Genomic DNA, 13,728 nt, shown 5'->3' on the forward strand with positions numbered 1-13,728 from the left:
GCCAGCTAACTCTCGTTGCTGGCCGTTTTCTATTAGATCACGCGGTCTGCTTGTGAAACAGTTCCCTGAACACCGGATAGATATCATCCGGCTCGCGGATATGCTGCATGGCAAAGTTTTCAAACGTCGCCTGCAGATGCTCATATTCACGCCACAGCGTCTGGTGAGCACGGCGGGTAATTTCGATATAGCTGTAGTAACGCACCATCGGCAGAATGTTTTTTGACAACAGTTCATGGCACAGTGGTGAATCATCAGCCCAGTTATCCCCGTCCGAAGCCTGAGCGGCATAGATATTCCACTGTGCGGGATCGTAACGCTCCTCGACCACTTCGTTCATCAGCTTCAGGGCGCTGGAAACTATGGTGCCGCCAGTTTCCTGCGAGTAGAAGAACTCCTGCTCATCCACTTCTTTCGCCTGGGTATGGTGACGAATATAGACCACCTCAACGTTCTTATAGGTTCGGCTGAGGAACAGATACAGCAGAATATAAAAGCGTTTGGCCATGTCTTTGGTTGCCTGATCCATTGAGCCAGAAACGTCCATCAGGCAGAACATGACCGCCTGGCTTGAGGGTTCAGGTCGACGTTCGTAGTTCTTGTAGCGCAGGTCGAAGGTGTCGATAAACGGCACGCTGTCGATTTTCTTGCGCAACTCGGCAATCTCCTTACGCATGCGCTCTTCTTCCAGCAGTTGCACCGGTTCGGTGTTTTCCAACTGGGCAAGGCTGTCTTCAAGCTCATGCAGAGCACGTCGTTTACCGGCGGTCATGGCGGTTCGTCGCGCCAGCGAGTTTTGCAGCGAACGCACCACGCTGATATTGGCCGGTACGCCGTTGGCGGTGTAGCCAGCACGGTGGGTTTTGTATTCGGTCAGCTGTTTGTACTGATTTTTCTTCAGGTTAGGCAGCGCCAGATCCTCGAACAACAGGTCGAGATACTCATCTTTGGAGATCTGGAAGACAAATTCATCCTGGCCATCCCCATCCTGGCTGGCATTGCCCTGGCCGCCACCACCACCTCCGCCGCCTTGTGGGCGTTCAACGCGGTCATTTTGTACGAAGTGATCGTTACCTGGATGAACGCGATGGCGTTTACCGCCGCGCCCTTGATGGAACATTGGCTCGTTGATATCGCCACCGGGGATCGAAACCGATTCCCCGCTGTCCACGTCGGTGACCGAACGCTTGTTGATGGCTTCGGCAATCGACTGTTTGATTTGCGACTTATAGCGACGCAAGAAGCGCTGGCGGTTCACCATGCTCTTGTTTTTGCCATTCAGCCGTCGGTCAATGAAATACGCCATACATCCCCCAAACAACGTTGCCAACTTTCTCTACCTTGGGGATTTCAGGCGACAACCCGAAATCCCCAGGTATAGGCTATCTATGACGTCAGCGGTCGTCGGTTTATGAAGATTTTCTCACCCGCAGATACCATTCGCACAGTAGACGAACCTGCTTGCGGGTGTAACCTTTCTCCATCATCCGGTCAACGAAGTCATCGTGTTTTTTCTGCTCATCCGTTGAGGTTTTAGCATTAAAGGAAATGACTGGCAGCAGCTCTTCGGTGTTCGAGAACATTTTCTTCTCGATGACCGTACGCAGCTTCTCGTAACTGGTCCAGTTCGGGTTCCGGCCGCTGTTATTGGCACGGGCACGCAGGACAAAGTTGACGATTTCGTTGCGGAAATCTTTCGGGTTGCTGATACCCGCTGGCTTCTCGATTTTCTCCAGTTCAGCATTCAATGACTCACGGTCAAACAGCTGGCCGGTATCCGGATCACGGTACTCCTGATCCTGGATCCAGAAGTCTGCATAGGTCACGTAGCGGTCAAAAATATTCTGGCCGTATTCCGAGTAGGATTCCAGATAGGCGGTCTGGATCTCTTTGCCGATAAACTCGGCGTATTTCGGGATCAGGTAGCCTTTCAGGTGCTCCAGGTATTTCTCCGCCAGATCCTGCGGGAACTGCTCACGCTCGATCTGCTGTTCCAGTATATAGAATAGGTGTACCGGGTTAGCCGCGACTTCGGCATGGTCAAAGTTGAACACCCGAGACAGAATTTTGAAGGCGAAACGGGTCGAAAGGCCGTTCATACCTTCATCCACCCCGGCATAGTCACGATATTCCTGATACGACTTGGCCTTCGGATCGGTGTCTTTCAGGCTTTCACCATCGTAGACACGCATCTTCGAATAGATGCTGGAGTTGTCTGGCTCTTTCATACGCGAAAGTACGGTAAAGCGAGCCAGCGTTTCCAACGTGCCAGGGGCGCAAGGCGCGTGGGTCAGTTCGCTGTTATCCAGCAGTTTGTCGTAGATTTTAATCTCTTCCGACACCCGCAGGCAGTAAGGCACCTTGACGATGTAAACACGGTCGAGGAAGGCCTCGTTATTTTTGTTGTTGCGGAAGGTCACCCATTCCGATTCGTTAGAGTGCGCCAGGATAATACCGCTGAACGGCAGGGCAGAGATCCCCTCGGTACCGTTGTAGTTACCCTCCTGGGTGGCGGTCAACAGAGGATGTAGCACCTTGATCGGCGCTTTGAACATCTCTACGAACTCCATGATCCCCTGGTTGGCACGGCACAGTGCGCCGGAGTAGCCATAGGCATCCGGATCGTTCTGCGCATGGTTTTCCAACTTACGGATATCCACTTTACCGACCAACGCAGAAATATCCTGGTTGTTCTCGTCGCCTGGTTCGGTTTTGGCGATGGCAATTTGTTCAAGTATTGAAGGACGAACCTTCACCACTTTGAATTTGGTGATGTCACCGCCGAACTCATGCAGGCGTTTCGCGGCCCACGGCGACATAATGGTGCCAAGATAGCGCGTCGGGATGTTGTATTCTTTTTCCAGAATAGTGGCATCTTCCTGCGGGTTGAACAGGCACAGCGGATGGTCATTGACCGGGCTGCGCTCACCGTTGGCACTCAGGGTGTAGATCGGCACACGCTGCATCAAGGCTTTTAGCCGTTCTGCCAGCGAGGATTTACCGCCACCCACCGGGCCCAACAGATAAAGGATTTGTTTCTTCTCTTCGAGGCCCTGGGCAGCGTGTTTCAGGTAAGAAACTATCTGTTCGATAGCTTCTTCCATGCCGTAGAACTCCTCGAATGCCGGATAGCGTGCGATCACGCGGTTGGAGAACAGGCGAGACATACGCGACTCAAGCGCGGTATCGACCATGACTGGTTCACCGATAGCCATGAGTAGACGTTCTGCCGCATTGGCATAGGCACTGCGATCTTGCCGGCAGATGGAAAGAAATTCCTGCAGTGTGAACTCTTCGTCCTTGGCAGCTTCGTAGCGCTGGCGATAGTGGTCAAATATGTTCATGGCGATGCCCGTCCTTTCGTTATTAGCACAGGTTAAAAAAGGAGCTGGTGTTGGTATTCTGGCTCCCGAAAGCGTGAAGCTATGACTGAGTACAGCAACCCGTATGCCAACTTGGTGCGCTTATTCTCGCGAGTTGCGCTGTATTGCCACTGGGCTCAGCCTAAATTCACCTTCTGAATTTAAGCTTAGTTGCATACTGGAAAATTTCCTGCAAGAGAAAGGGTCTTTTTTAAGTCATTTCAATGACTCAGTTATGGCGAGGGGCGGCAAATGCCTTGTCTGGCGCGGGTTGCGGCAAAAAACGTCATCTTTTTGCCATCAATAATTCATCTTTGGGTTCTAAGTTATTCGATCTTGGTTGTTTTCTATTGTAAAGATCCGGCAGGCTCCTCGGTTTTCACATAAACTATAGCGGTTAATTACATCTTGTTATCTATGGAAAAAGCCAGTGAAGATATCTAAACTCAAAACGCTAGCAATTATCGCTTCCGCAATGGTTTGTGCGCACAGTGCTCAGGCAGGAAGCTGGTCACTCGGTGCTTCAGCGCTGGTCAGCCCCGATCCTTATCGTGGTTATCAGGATCGTGTCTATCCCGTTCCTATCATCAATTACGATGGCGATGATTTTTACTTCCATACGCTGTTGGCCGGTTACAATCTGTGGAAAGATCAGCAAAATCAGCTGAGCCTGATCGCCTATTACTCACCGTTGCACTATAAGCCAGGCGACAGTGACGACGATCGCATGAAGCAGTTGGACAAGCGCCGTAGCACCATGATGGCCGGTGTGGCCTTTACACATAGGGCTGAGTGGGGAACGATCCGTACGGCCTTCTCTGGCGATACGCTGAACAACAGTAACGGCCTGGTGGGCGATATTGCCTATCTCTATAAGTTCCAGGTGGACTCCTGGAGCTTTGCTCCTGGCATCGGGGTCAACTGGAACAGCTCAAACCAGAACCAATACTACTATGGCATCAATGGCGATGAGTCCCGCCGTAGTACTTTCGATACTTACAAGCCGAGCGATAGCTGGTCGCCATACCTCGAATTGAGCACCAACTATAATATCAACGCTAATTGGAATGCCTTCTTCACGGGGCGTTATACACGCCTGGACAGCGAAGTTAAAGACAGCCCAATGGTTGATAAATCTTATACCGGCATGCTGTGGACGGGTGTGACTTACACCTTCTAAACGTACGGTGCATTATCTTGGTGCAGTGAGTGCATCGAAAAGGGGCGGAAACGCTCCTTTTGCACATCTGTGGTGCGGTGGATGATGACGAGAAGAGGGGCGAAATGACTCGCCCCAGTTTGATCAGCTATTTTTAATGCTGCGGATTTTCATCGCCAAGCGGGCAGGTTGCTCCCCAGAAGCGATCAGCGGCTTGCTCACGCGCCCGGTTTCCACACAAACCATGGTTTTGTAACCGTCGTTTGGCATGTCGCCCATGCTGCAGGAAAGCTCGACGCCTGGGTTCCAGGCGATCACATCACTCATATAGTGATGATTGACCTCGATGGTCCGTTGCAATACCGGGTCCTTGATCAGGCTGCAAGGCGTGGCCTGGGTGTAGACGCGATCGGTTTGCCCGGTAAACTCCAGTTCGCCAACCTGACGTGCCTCGATCCCCTTCGCCACCTTATCGATATAATGCTCGCCCAAACCGGCAACTTTCACCTTGTCGATGTCGCCGACCTGGAAATAGCTGTGCAGAGCGGCGGTAGCCTGGTAGTCACCGTGTGATTCCAGCTCCATTTCGCACTCTTCACCCAGCTTGAAACGGGCGATCAGGGTGAAAGCATGTGGCCACAATTTGCGGGTTTGTTCGTTGTCTTGCAGCGTGAAGGTCAGGATCACGCCGTTTTCATCTTCATCGTGCGCGGTAAGCTGCCACGGCTGATTACGGGCAAAGCCGTGGGATGGGCTACCTGCCGGGCCAAACCATGGCCAGCAGATCGGTACGCCGCCGCGGATCGCCACGCCGTTTTTGAATGGCGTATTGCTGCTCAGCCAAAATACCGGTTTATCACCGCTTGGTTGCCAGGCCAGCAGATGGGCCCCTTGCAAAGTAATGGCCGCACGGACTTTCGGGTGAGAAACCACCACGACAGGCAGTTCGTCCAGTTGGCGTTGGCTGATAAAAGGGGTGATTTGTTCGCTAACGGGTAGGGTGAAGATTTTTTCGTTCATGTTGTTGCCTTCTTTTCGCCGCAAAAACAAATAAAAAGGGCGACACTAGTGTCGCCCTTGATAATCAACTGCGCATCAAGCCATTACTTGGAGATGTGAGCGATCAGGTCCAGTACTTTGTTTGAGTAGCCAGTTTCGTTATCGTACCAAGAAACCAGTTTCACAAAGGTGTCGCTCAGCGCGATACCGGCTTTAGCATCGAACACAGAAGTCAGTTTCTCGCCGTTGAAATCGGTAGAAACCACTTCGTCTTCGGTGTAGCCCAGCACGCCTTTCAGCTCACCTTCTGAAGCGGCTTTGATAGCAGCACAGATTTCTTTGTAAGAAGCTGGTTTTGCCAGACGGGCAGTCAGGTCAACTACAGACACGTTCGGAGTAGGAACGCGGAACGCCATACCGGTCAGTTTGCCGTTCAGTTCTGGGATAACTTTACCTACTGCTTTAGCAGCACCGGTAGAAGAAGGGATGATGTTCTGGGATGCGCCGCGGCCGCCGCGCCAGTCTTTGTGAGACGGGCCATCAACGGTTTTCTGAGTTGCGGTGGTGGCATGCACAGTGGTCATCAGAGCTTCAACGATGCCGAACTTGTCGTTGATGACTTTAGCCAGTGGTGCCAGGCAGTTGGTGGTACAAGAAGCGTTGGAAACGATTTCTTGGCCAGCGTAAGACTTGTGGTTCACGCCCATAACGAACATTGGGGTGTCATCTTTAGATGGGCCAGTCAGAACAACTTTCTTAGCACCTGCAGCGATGTGTTTACGTGCAGTTTCGTCAGTCAGGAACAGGCCAGTTGCTTCAGCAACGACGTCAACGTTGACTTCGTTCCACTTCAGGTTAGCCGGATCTCTTTCTGAGGTACAACGGATGGTTTTGCCGTTAACAACCAGGTGGCCGTCTTTAACTTCTACAGTACCGTCGAAACGGCCATGAGTAGAGTCATACTTCAGCATGTAAGCCATGTACTCTGCGTCTAACAGGTCGTTGATTGCAACGATTTCGATGTCAGAACGTTCCTGAGCAGCACGGAAAACAATGCGACCGATACGGCCAAAACCGTTGATACCTACTTTGATAGTCATATATTCCACCAGCTATTTGTTAGTGAATAAAAGGTTGGTTGTAAAATTACAAAAACCTTACCGAGCGTCAAGCGGAATCGTGTCAATTCTTGCTGCAAGTCAAACCAGAAGGCCGGTTTTGCACACAAATCGCACATTCCATTCACGTTTGTCCTCCCATCGATATGGGGGCAAACCGCCAAGTATAAAGTCAGCACGTGCAAGATATGTGATCGAAATCACATATGGCGGCAGCGTAACCTTTATGCCGTACAGTTTAGGCTAAAAAGGCCTGCAGCGTTGTTAATTTTTTGTTATTATTACTCATTGTTTTCGTTGACATTATCCACATTGCGGGAATAGCACAAATGGCTAAAGAGACAACCCCTAAGACACCGCTCACGGAACTGAATGAAATCCAACGTTATGTGACGCAAGAGCGTGGCACCGAAGCCCCCTATAGCGGTAAATTACTGCATAACCAGCGTGAGGGCGTTTACCATTGCCTGTGCTGTAACGCGCCACTGTTCTTCTCCGCCAGCAAGTTTGATTCTGGCTGCGGCTGGCCCAGCTTCTATCAGCCGGTCTCGGACGATGCTATTCGTTATCTTGATGATAATTCACATAATATGCATCGAGTTGAGATCCGCTGTGGTAACTGCGACGCGCATTTGGGGCACGTGTTTCCCGATGGTCCGCAGCCGACTGGCGAACGTTACTGTGTCAACTCCGCGTCACTGAATTTCACCGACGACGAGAATGGCGAGCAAACGGCAGGTTAAGCTGTAACTAAACCAACAAAATCGATTCAGCTAATTATTCATCCCTGGGTGAGGACATGCTCTGATGGAAGTAAAAGATCTGATTGCGGCCATGACGCCGGAAATCTACCAGCGGCTGGTGCTGGCTGTGGAACTGGGCAAGTGGCCGGATGGTGTGGCATTGACGCCAGAGCAGAAAGAACACAGCCTGCAGGCGGTGATGCTGTGGCAGTCGATGAACAATGCGGACCCACAGCACATGAGCATTGGCACCGACGGGCAAATCGTGATGAAAAGCAAACAGGAGCTGAAACAGCAGTTTATGGCCGAGCCGTTGGCCAAACTGAAGCCGCAGTAACCTGTTGCTGATAGGGCGATGCTGTCATCGCCCTGAAGGTTTTATTGCTTCTGCGGGCTCAAGCCTAAGCTTTCCGCCAGTTGATGGGCCAAGCGGTTGTTATCGTCCGCGCCATACTCCCAGAACATCGCCCCTCCCAATCCTTTGCTCTTGATGTACTCGGCCTTGATGGCTACCGAGCGTGGGTTTTCATAGCTTATCGCGAACAGCGGCTTGCCTGCGGCTGACTTCATCATCAGATAGGGCACCTTGGCCTCGTTATCCCAATGCGCGGTGAAGCGCCGTTGTGGGTCTTTCAGCATCTTGTTCACGATATCGTTGTACTTGATGTAGCTGTCTTTATCCAAATCCACGCCCAGCGACTTGAAGACGTCTTTTTCACGTGTGGTGAAATAGGGCTGGGTGACGGGATGCTTGGCCGCATCTGCCACATTCCAATCAATACCTGGCTCGGTGGCGCGTTTAGGTACTCGGCCATAGAAACCGATCCCCAGATTGAGTTGAGCAGGCTTCAGCCCGGCGGCCAGATAGTTGTTAACCACAAAGTCGGCGCTGTACTTGTCGGCGGCGGCCACGGTTGGCCACTCCTTGGAGTCATAGAGATTGGAGTTGAAATACTGGGTACCGTACGCCATGTCGTAGGTCATCAGATTGATGTAGTCCAGATAGGGCGCGATAGCCTTAACGTCGACCCATTCCTGCGGACTTTTGACGTTGGCCCCTACGGCGATGGTCAGCAGTTTTTCTTGCTCCAGCGCCTGATGCAGTTCGCTCAGTAGGGCGGTGAAATTGGCTCTGTCGGTCGGTTGGCTTTCCACCAATCCCCAGGCACCGTTAACCGGGTATTCCCAATCCAGATCGATACCATCTAGCTGATACTTGGCAATCACCTCCTGCACCGAACGGATAAACACCGCCCGGCTTTCCGGTGTGGCTGCCGCGCCGGAGAACCCACGGGCTCCCCAGCCACCAACGGACAGCAAAACCTTCAACGCCGGGTTTTGTTGGCGCAATACGGGTAAGCGCTTTAAGTCTGCTTCGACTTTTGGGGAGAGATAGATTTGGTGCAGGTGGGAGGGATCTTTCAGTGCCGGGTTGGTTTCCTCTTTTTCAGCGTTATAAATCAGGCCAAAAGAGTAGTTGAGGTGGGTGATCTGGCTGACATCCAGCTGGTTGATATCACCGCCCGGCCCGGCGGTCACGTCGCCACCGCCGTTAAAGTAGCCAACAGAAAGATAAGGTGCGGCGTGCACGATGCCCGCGCCAGCAATACCGAGTTGTACCGCTACCAGCAAGGGCAGCAGTTTACGGGTTAAAGCCATGTTGTCTCCTTTGGTCAGCAAGGCCGACCTGAACCGCCTGGGGCGGTATCAATAAAGCCGGGCTCGGTAGGCCCCGGATGCGTATAACTTATTGATGCCAATGCATCAGCGGCCATAACAACAAAAGAGATGCGAGGGGACAAGGTGAGCGCGTAGAAGAATGGTGAGAATGTGAGCAGCGTCGAAAATAAAATGTTTGGCGGGGATATGGGGCGCTAAGGTCAAGCAGCCCCAAAAATCGTTAACGCTGAGTAAACTGTGACAGTGTAACTAATTGTGCGCCAGCCGACTGCATTTCGGCTAACGCCTGCTCGCTGTCGTCGGGACGCAAATTGACACCTCGGCAGCCATCGGTAATGACCTGAGTCTGATAACCCAAACGCAAGGCATCTAACACGCTGAACTTGACACAATAATCGGTGGCTAGCCCCATCACGGCGAGATGAGTGATGCCGCGCTCCTTCAGCCAGCCATCGAGTGCCGTTTGCGCCCGGAGCCCGTTATCAAAAAAAGCACTATAGCTATCGATATCCGGGTTCTCACCCTTACGGAATATCGCTGCGATGTGCTGCTTATCAAGCTGAGGATGAAGCTCTGCGCCAGGGCTGCCCTGAACGCAGTGCACTGGCCACCAAATCTGGGGCAGCCCTTCAAGTTCCCCAAGCGTGCCAATCTGTGCGTTGGAGTTAATGGCGAAGCTGCGATGATCCATCGGGTGCCAGTCCTGGCTGGCGACCACCGTTTCGTTACGGGCCAGGCTGGCTGCGATAGCCTGATTGGCGACGGCAATGGTGGCATCACCTTCTGCCACGCCTAAAGCGCCGCCGGGGCAAAAGTCGTTTTGCAAATCAATCAGCAGCAGTGCTGTTTTCATCAGAATTCCTACTTCGGTTAGCCCGCAGCGCTCAGTTCGCCACGCAGGTCTTGTTGCATCAGGCTGCGGATCTCTTCTGGGGTTAACGGCTGGCTCAACAGATAATGCAGCTTGGTCAGCGCGGCTTCCACCGTCATATCAAAACCGCTGATCACACCAGCATGGGCCAGGGCATTACCGGTCGCATAGCCCTCCATATTGACCCGGCCAGAGATACATTGTGTCAGGTTGACCACTACGATGCCACGCTCGGAGGCGTCACGCAATTCATCAACCAGTTCGGCCTTTTGCGGCGCGTTACCGACGCCGTAAGAGCGCAGGATCAGTGCTTTGACCGGTTGCAGCAGGAAGTTACGCACCACGGCACCGGAAATCCCCGGATAAATTGTCACCACGCCGATGGGCTGTGGCGTGATGTTATGCACGATCAATTCCCCGTTGCACACTGGAGAGGAGATGCCGGTCTGGCGGCGTATGTGGATACCTGCTTCCAGTAAGGGCGGGAGATTAGGGGAGGCGAAGGCATCAAAGCCGTCGGCATGTGCCTTGGTCGTGCGGTTGCCACGAAACAGCTTGTTGTTGAAGAACAGGCTGACCTCGTTCACTGGATGATTGGCGGCCAGATAGAGGGCATTCAACAGATTGGTTTGGCCGTCGGAGCGCAATTCTGCCAGCGGGATTTGCGATCCGGTGACGATCACCGGCTTATCCAGGTTCTCCAGCATGAAGGATAGGGCTGAAGCGGTAAATGCCATGGTGTCTGTGCCGTGCAGAATAACAAAGCCGTCATAGCGGGTGTAATTCTGTTTGATGTCGTCGGCGATATGCTGCCAGTCTTCGGGTGTCATATCCGAAGAGTCGATCAACGGGGCATATTCATGAATGGTGAAATCCGGCATTTCTGGCCGATGGAACTCGGGCATCAGCGCCAACTGGCGCTGAAGGTGGCCGGAAACCGGGATGTAGCCCTGTTCGGAACGCTGCATACCGATAGTGCCGCCAGTATAGGCGACGTAAATGGATTTCTTTTGCATGGCTTTGATCTTGTGGCTGTCAGATAGGCTGAATTATAGGGAGATGGCAGGAGAAAAAAAGCCCGGCGGGTGCCGGGCTAGAGATTTATTTGTTAACGAACCTCTCCGCAAGTCAGGCATATGGCATAACGATGCTGCGGATCGTTCAGGTTATTAAACAGGCCAGGCTGTTCTTTCACCGCCAGTGCCACCGATGCCAACGGGGCGGGCAGCATTGACTGGATCGCCGCAGGCAGCATGGCGTGGATAGAAACGCCAAACTGGCTGAGCAGCATATCCGTCATGCTAGGAGCATCGATAAACCAGTTGAGTTGCCACTGTGGCAGCTTGGCCAGCTCTGCCGCTTTCTTCACGGCGTCGTCAAAGTCGCCCAGTTGGTCGATCAGGCCATTTTTCTTGGCGTCGCTACCGATCCAGACATGACCCTGAGCAATTTGATCGACCTGCTCCGGCGTCATTTTCCGGGCGGTTGCCACCAGGTCGATGAAGTTCTTGTAACCGTTCTCGATGTTCAACTGCATCATCTGCGAGAACTCTGGCGGCAGTGCTTTCGTCACTGCCAGATCGGCCAGTGGTGATGTCGCGACGCCGTCGGTGTGTACCCCAACGCTATCCAGCGTGTTCTCATAGGTGTTGATCACGCCGAAGATACCAATGGAGCCAGTAAGGGTACTCGGGCTGGCAATAATGTAATCTGCCGGTGTCGACACCCAGTAACCGCCAGACGCAGCCATTCCGCCCATGGAAACCACCACCGGCTTACCTGCGGCGCGAACCGCGGCCAGCTCGGAGCGGATCACTTCTGAAGCGCTGACGCTACCGCCAGGGCTATTGACGCGCAGGATGACGGCTTTGATTTTCGGATCCAGACGTGCCTGACGCAGTTGTGAGGCAGTGGTGTCGCCACCGACCGATCCTGGCGTCTGTGGGCCATCCATGATCGCGCCATTGACGAAAATAACGGCGATCTCACCGCCCTGATCCGGTGACGGTTGCGGCTGGTAATCGTAGATGCTGACCGCATTGAAGTCATTGCTCTGCTTGTCCCAACCGAAGGTTTTCACCAACTGTGTTTCTATCGCAGTGCGAGAGGCCAGTTCATCGACCAATTTGCTGTTCAGGGCGAATTGCGCGGTGTCGCCACCCGCTGCCTTTAAGCCACTGAGAATATCTGCTGCGCCTGGGAACAACTGATCTGGCGTGAGTTGACGGTTAGCCGCCACCGTATCCAGATAGTTTTGCCACAGCCCGCCGACCCAGCGGCTATCGGCTTCCCGCGCTGCCGGTGACATATCATCACGGATCAGCGGTTCTACGGCAGATTTATAGGTGCCCACGCGGAAAATATTGGTGGTGACCTTCAGCTTTTCCAACAGGGATTTGTAGTAAAGGTTGTTGGTGGCAAAACCATGCAGATCGACGGCACCCTGAGGTGACAGGTAGATCTTGTTGGCATAGCTGGCCAGGTAGTATTGCGTCTGGTTATAGCTGTCGCCGATGGCATAGATCGGTTTACCGCTGTCGCGGAACTCGCGCAGTGCCTTACCGATGTATTGCAGGGACGGCTGATCTGCCCCGGCAAAATCATTCAGCTGCAACACCATGCCGGTGATGTTTTTATCATCTTTGGCTTTGCGAATGGTATCCACCAGGTCAAACAGTGAGTTTTCCTGCAGACGATTGCTGGAGGCACCCAACAGTTCGCGGCCCCACTGACGAACCCGGTTGTTCACCGAAGGTTGATCGACCACCACGCCGCTGAGATCGACCAGCAGTGCACCATGCGGGGTTGCTACCGAAGAGTTGCCTTGGAGTGAGAGATAAATACCGACCCCGACCAGGATCAAGAAAATCAGGAACAAGTTCAGGATAAGTTCCCTGACAAAATTCAGCAGACGCCATGTCCATCTGAAAATACCTGCAATAATTCGCCCCAATGTGCGCATGTGCTCTCCAACAAGAGTCTAGAATGTTCCGCTATCCTAATGAGCGGCCGAAGAAATGTCAGCTTTAAATCACCTGCCATTTACCCCCATGCAGCTTGAATGGCACCGGGTATAGACAGTATTACAGAGGCTGTAACTCTATGTAGAGCTATGTTAACGTGATTTAAACGAAAATTGTTATCAGGAGTTAATGATGGATGCACTGGATCTTTTACTGAATCGCCGTTCTGCGTCACGCCTGTCCGCCCCGGCACCCGCAGGTGAAGTGCGTCAGAATATCATCAACGCCGGGCTGCGCGCGCCGGATCACGGGACGTTACAGCCGTGGCGTTTTATCCTGATCGAGGATCAGGGTCTGCAACGTTTCAGTGAATTACTGCAAGCGGCTGCCAGACACGATGAGCTAGATGAGAGTGCGGTAGAAAAGGCCAAACAGGCACCTTTTCGTGCGCCACTGATTATCACGGTGGTTGCCCATTGCAGTGAAAATCCGAAAGTGCCGCGTTGGGAGCAAGTTGTCTCCGCCGGTTGCGCGGTGCAGGCGATGCAAATGGCCGCCTTGGCGCAAGGCTTTAATGGCATCTGGCGCAGCGGTGCCTGGACAGAGCATCCTTTGGTGCGCGAAGCCTTCGCCTGCCGCGAGCAGGACGAGATTGTCGGTTTCCTCTATCTGGGCACGCCGCAGTTAAAAGGTTCCACTAAAGTGGTCGCTCCGGACAGTACGCCTTTCGTCCGCTACTTCTGATCCGCCATGCGGGAACTCGCTTGAGAATGCGCGAAAACCCGCAGTTTTGTACTGTTTCTGAGCAGGTCGCACGCATAATGCCAACCTGC

The 13,728-nt window shown here is 53.0% G+C and carries 12 protein-coding genes; 4 read left to right on the forward strand and 8 right to left on the reverse strand.

Annotated elements, in window-relative coordinates; all coding sequences use genetic code 11:
* Positions 1-37: 37 nt before the first annotated feature.
* Together A6U95_RS19600 and yeaG are read right to left on the reverse strand one after the other, a co-directional pair.
* Positions 38-1,306, reverse strand: coding sequence for a YeaH/YhbH family protein (locus A6U95_RS19600; protein ID WP_024485395.1), 1,269 nt, complete (start codon positions 1,304-1,306; stop codon positions 38-40).
* Positions 1,307-1,409: 103 nt separating this feature from the next.
* A complete protein-coding gene (gene yeaG, locus A6U95_RS19605; protein ID WP_021806619.1) occupies positions 1,410-3,344 on the reverse strand; it encodes a protein kinase YeaG in 1,935 nt (644 codons plus the stop codon).
* Between the two features lie 493 nt (positions 3,345-3,837).
* On the opposite strand from yeaG, the gene A6U95_RS19610 reads away from it, so the two are divergent.
* Positions 3,838-4,542, forward strand: coding sequence for a MipA/OmpV family protein (locus A6U95_RS19610; RefSeq protein WP_065685848.1), 705 nt, complete (start codon positions 3,838-3,840; stop codon positions 4,540-4,542).
* Positions 4,543-4,665: 123 nt separating this feature from the next.
* On the opposite strand, the gene A6U95_RS19615 is transcribed toward A6U95_RS19610, so the two are convergent.
* Positions 4,666-5,541: a D-hexose-6-phosphate mutarotase gene (locus A6U95_RS19615; protein WP_065685672.1), complete on the reverse strand. Its 876-nt coding sequence runs from the start codon at positions 5,539-5,541 to the stop codon at positions 4,666-4,668.
* An 83-nt stretch (positions 5,542-5,624) separates the two neighbouring features.
* A complete protein-coding gene (gene gapA / locus A6U95_RS19620; protein ID WP_021181204.1) occupies positions 5,625-6,620 on the reverse strand; it encodes a glyceraldehyde-3-phosphate dehydrogenase in 996 nt (331 codons plus the stop codon).
* A gap of 347 nt (positions 6,621-6,967) precedes the next feature.
* On the opposite strand from gapA, the gene msrB reads away from it, so the two are divergent.
* Positions 6,968-7,381 (forward strand): peptide-methionine (R)-S-oxide reductase MsrB, encoded by a 414-nt coding sequence (gene msrB / locus A6U95_RS19625; RefSeq protein ID WP_021181205.1) that lies wholly within the window; start codon positions 6,968-6,970, stop codon positions 7,379-7,381.
* Positions 7,382-7,445: 64 nt separating this feature from the next.
* Positions 7,446-7,718, forward strand: coding sequence for a DUF1315 family protein (locus tag A6U95_RS19630; RefSeq protein WP_021181206.1), 273 nt, complete (start codon positions 7,446-7,448; stop codon positions 7,716-7,718).
* Between the two features lie 41 nt (positions 7,719-7,759).
* On the opposite strand, the gene A6U95_RS19635 is transcribed toward A6U95_RS19630, so the two are convergent.
* The 4 genes from A6U95_RS19635 to sppA form a co-directional block, all read right to left on the reverse strand.
* Positions 7,760-9,040: a glycoside hydrolase family 18 protein gene (locus A6U95_RS19635; protein WP_065685673.1), complete on the reverse strand. Its 1,281-nt coding sequence runs from the start codon at positions 9,038-9,040 to the stop codon at positions 7,760-7,762.
* Positions 9,041-9,281: 241 nt separating this feature from the next.
* On the reverse strand, positions 9,282-9,914 hold the full coding sequence (pncA, locus tag A6U95_RS19640; RefSeq protein WP_024528776.1) for a bifunctional nicotinamidase/pyrazinamidase: 633 nt from the start codon (positions 9,912-9,914) through the stop codon (positions 9,282-9,284).
* Between the two features lie 17 nt (positions 9,915-9,931).
* Entirely contained in the window at positions 9,932-10,948 is a 1,017-nt protein-coding gene (ansA, locus tag A6U95_RS19645) for an asparaginase (protein ID WP_065685674.1), read from the reverse strand.
* A gap of 92 nt (positions 10,949-11,040) precedes the next feature.
* Positions 11,041-12,894, reverse strand: coding sequence for a signal peptide peptidase SppA (sppA, locus tag A6U95_RS19650; protein ID WP_065685675.1), 1,854 nt, complete (start codon positions 12,892-12,894; stop codon positions 11,041-11,043).
* Positions 12,895-13,087: 193 nt separating this feature from the next.
* Between sppA and A6U95_RS19655 the strand changes: the two genes are divergently transcribed.
* Entirely contained in the window at positions 13,088-13,639 is a 552-nt protein-coding gene (locus tag A6U95_RS19655; protein ID WP_065685676.1) for an NAD(P)H nitroreductase, read from the forward strand.
* The last annotated feature ends 89 nt before the right edge of the window (positions 13,640-13,728 follow it).

This window comes from Serratia sp. 14-2641 (assembly GCF_001692375.1).
GTDB lineage: Bacteria > Pseudomonadota > Gammaproteobacteria > Enterobacterales > Enterobacteriaceae > Chania > Chania fonticola_C.

What these genes read in the sequence shown, in the direction of transcription:
- A6U95_RS19615 (WP_065685672.1), bottom strand. Translation starts at nt 5,541, where the DNA reads ATGAACGAAAAAATCTTCACCCTACCCGTTAGCGAACAAATCACCCCT.
- sppA (WP_065685675.1), bottom strand. Translation starts at nt 12,894, where the DNA reads ATGCGCACATTGGGGCGAATTATTGCAGGTATTTTCAGATGGACATGG.
- gapA (WP_021181204.1), bottom strand. Translation starts at nt 6,620, where the DNA reads ATGACTATCAAAGTAGGTATCAACGGTTTTGGCCGTATCGGTCGCATT.
- ansA (WP_065685674.1), bottom strand. Translation starts at nt 10,948, where the DNA reads ATGCAAAAGAAATCCATTTACGTCGCCTATACTGGCGGCACTATCGGT.
- A6U95_RS19655 (WP_065685676.1), top strand. Translation starts at nt 13,088, where the DNA reads ATGGATGCACTGGATCTTTTACTGAATCGCCGTTCTGCGTCACGCCTG.
- yeaG (WP_021806619.1), bottom strand. Translation starts at nt 3,344, where the DNA reads ATGAACATATTTGACCACTATCGCCAGCGCTACGAAGCTGCCAAGGAC.
- A6U95_RS19635 (WP_065685673.1), bottom strand. Translation starts at nt 9,040, where the DNA reads ATGGCTTTAACCCGTAAACTGCTGCCCTTGCTGGTAGCGGTACAACTC.
- pncA (WP_024528776.1), bottom strand. Translation starts at nt 9,914, where the DNA reads ATGAAAACAGCACTGCTGCTGATTGATTTGCAAAACGACTTTTGCCCC.
- msrB (WP_021181205.1), top strand. Translation starts at nt 6,968, where the DNA reads ATGGCTAAAGAGACAACCCCTAAGACACCGCTCACGGAACTGAATGAA.
- A6U95_RS19610 (WP_065685848.1), top strand. Translation starts at nt 3,838, where the DNA reads ATGGTTTGTGCGCACAGTGCTCAGGCAGGAAGCTGGTCACTCGGTGCT.
- A6U95_RS19630 (WP_021181206.1), top strand. Translation starts at nt 7,446, where the DNA reads ATGGAAGTAAAAGATCTGATTGCGGCCATGACGCCGGAAATCTACCAG.
- A6U95_RS19600 (WP_024485395.1), bottom strand. Translation starts at nt 1,306, where the DNA reads ATGGCGTATTTCATTGACCGACGGCTGAATGGCAAAAACAAGAGCATG.